This window comes from Streptomyces sp. SM1 (genome assembly GCF_002910825.1).
Lineage (GTDB): Bacteria > Actinomycetota > Actinomycetes > Streptomycetales > Streptomycetaceae > Streptomyces > Streptomyces okerensis.
Genome location: NZ_NEUB01000271.1, coordinates 1 through 2,375 on the forward strand (window position 1 = coordinate 1; position 2,375 = coordinate 2,375).

Sequence of the window (2,375 nt, forward strand, 5' to 3'; positions counted from 1 at the left end):
CGGCCGTCGGGGCCGGCGGGGCGGTGCGCTGCGGTTCGTCCACGCTGATGCCGTAGTCGGTGGCGAGGCCCTCGAGGCCGCTGCTGTAGCCCTGGCCGACGGCACGGAACTTCCAGGCACCCTGGCGCCGGTAGAACTCGCCGAGCACGAACGCCGTCTCCGTGGTGGCTCCCGCGCTGTCGAAGCGCGCCGCCGCGGTGCCGCTCGCGGCGTCCTGGACCTCGACGTACAGATCCGGGACCTGGCCGAACGCGCCGCCGTCGCAGGAGGCGGCGAGGATCACGGCCTCGATGCCGGGTTCCACGCGTGTGAGGTCGACGAGCACGGTGTCGGTGGTCCGGCCGCCGGTCTCCCGCTTCCCCTCGTGCCGGACGGCGCCGGAGGAGTGGGCGGGCTGGTTGTAGAAGACGAAGTCGCTGTCGGAACGGACCTTCCCGCCTGCCAGCAGCAGCGCCGAGGCGTCCGCGTCGGGTACGCCCGGGCCGGAGCGCCAGCCCACCTCCACCCTCAGCGCGGTGGCCGGCACCGGCGTGTTCGATCCTTTCGACATTGACATGTCCGCCCCCATCACGGTGCGCCCGCACCGGGCAAGATCCCGGCTTCCGTCGTTCTTCGTCCGCACAACCTATTCCCCCGGGCCGGGAACTCCCACGGGGAGTAAGGGGAAACCGTGGGGTCGACCGCCGGTAACCGGTCCGGAACTCGGCCTTTACGCGAAATATGCTCAGCAGATTGCCCGTTTTCCCCAAGTTCGCTCATATTAGCGATCCCACGTCACGGCGGGCGCAGAAAACAACCCTCTTACCGGTCTCCCCAAAAGCACATCGTGGGCTTAACTTATGTGCCATGACCTCCCCCCGCTCCACTTATGGCGGCGGCTACTACTCCGCCTCCTTCCCGGACACTCCGATCTACGACTCGCTCGTGGCCGAGCGGGGCACCCCGCAGATCGCCCCGATCCGGGTCCCCGCCGCGTACGAGGCGCCGGTCAGTCATCTGCCCGCGCTTCCCTCGGCGTTGCCCGCCCTCCCGGCGGCTCACTCCCAGCCCGCCTACGGCTATCCGCAGGCACAGCAGCCCGCGCCGCTCCAGCATGCGCACACCGCCTACATCCCGCAGCAGGCCGGCGCGCCGCGCGGCTACCCCGGCCCGCAGCCGCAGCCGCCGCGCCAGGGCCCGCCGGCCGGCTACGAGGCGATGCGCCCCGCGGCTCCCCGGCCGGCCCCCGCGCCGTACCAGGACCCGTACAACAACCAGGGGTACCGCGGGTACTGAGCCCTTCCGGGGTTGTCGGTGCCGGATGGCACGATGACCCCATGGGAAAGGCGCGTCTGCACTCGATCCACGTTCATCCGGTCAAGGCCTTCCGGAGCCTGCCGCTCCGGGAGGTCGTCGTGGAGCCCTGGGGTCCGGCCGGGGACCGGCGCTGGATGCTGATCGACGACGGGGGAAGGGTCGTCACGCAGCGCCGCCATCCGCGTCTGGCCCTGGCCGCCGCCGAGCTCCTGCCCGGTGGCGGCGTCCGGCTGTCCGCACCCGGCACCGATCCGGTGACGGCCCGCGTACCGGCGCCCGGCAGGACCCTCCCGGTGGCTCTCTTCGGTGACAAGGTCGAGGCGGTCCTGGCGGAGGACGACGCCGTACACGCGTGGTGCAGTGCCCATCTGGGCGTTCCGGTGCGGCTTGTGCACCTGGACGATCCGGCCACCCGGAGACCGGTGGACCCCGGGTTCGCGCTGCCGGGCGAGACGGTCTCCTTCGCCGACGGCTATCCGCTGCTGCTCACCACGACGGCCTCCCTGGAGAGTCTCAACTCCCTGATCGCCGAGGGGGAACACCGCGCCGAGGGCCCGCTGCCGATGAACCGCTTCCGGCCCAACGTGGTGATCGAGGGCACCGGCCCCTGGGAGGAGGACCGGTGGACGCGCGTCACCATCGGGGAGGTCCCCTTCCGCGTCGCCAAGCCGAGCGGCCGGTGCGTGGTGACCACCACGGACCAGCACACCGCCCGGCGCGGGAAGGAACCCCTGCACTCGCTGGCCGCCCGTCAGCGGCCCGGCGGCGGACTCGTCTTCGGGCAGAACCTGGTGCCCGTCTCCACCGGCACCATCCGGGTCGGCGACCGCGTCGAGGCCGTGCAGCGGGTCCCGCCGCGGACTCGGGAACCGGCCCGCGGCTTCGTCCGTTGGCCTTCATGACGACTCCGGGAGAACTCCGGCACCTGCGGGAACTCCAGGACCCGAACCGGCGAGGGGGTGCGGCGGTGCGCGCGATCAGCGGACTCTGGCTCCGGCGGCGCAACCCGCTGTGCAGCCGGACCGGCCTCGCCGGGACCCGGGAGACGCGCGCCGTCCCGCTCGTCGCCGTCCTCACCG

3 protein-coding genes and 1 pseudogene are annotated in these 2,375 nt (G+C 72.3%); 3 read left to right on the plus strand and 1 reads right to left on the minus strand.

Features of this window, described 5'->3' with window-relative positions; genetic code table 11:
* Positions 1–550, minus strand: a 550-nt coding sequence (locus tag B9S61_RS06385; protein ID WP_146064733.1) for a TerD family protein, incomplete at its 3' end; no start/stop codon positions are given.
* A gap of 296 nt (positions 551–846) precedes the next feature.
* Between B9S61_RS06385 and B9S61_RS06390 the strand changes: the two genes are divergently transcribed.
* From B9S61_RS06390 to B9S61_RS06400, 3 genes and pseudogenes are all read left to right on the plus strand, one after another.
* Entirely contained in the window at positions 847–1,275 is a 429-nt protein-coding gene (locus tag B9S61_RS06390; protein WP_103541334.1) for a DUF6643 family protein, read from the plus strand.
* Positions 1,276–1,316: 41 nt separating this feature from the next.
* Entirely contained in the window at positions 1,317–2,198 is an 882-nt protein-coding gene (locus B9S61_RS06395; protein WP_103541336.1) for an MOSC domain-containing protein, read from the plus strand.
* Positions 2,195–2,375 (plus strand): annotated as a pseudogene (locus B9S61_RS06400) (hypothetical protein); the annotation flags it as partial. The gene B9S61_RS06395 and the pseudogene B9S61_RS06400, both read left to right, overlap by 4 nt.

Coding starts and splice junctions, on each gene's coding strand:
- B9S61_RS06390 (WP_103541334.1), top strand. CDS start 847: ATGACCTCCCCCCGCTCCACTTATGGCGGCGGCTACTACTCCGCCTCC.
- B9S61_RS06395 (WP_103541336.1), top strand. CDS start 1,317: ATGGGAAAGGCGCGTCTGCACTCGATCCACGTTCATCCGGTCAAGGCC.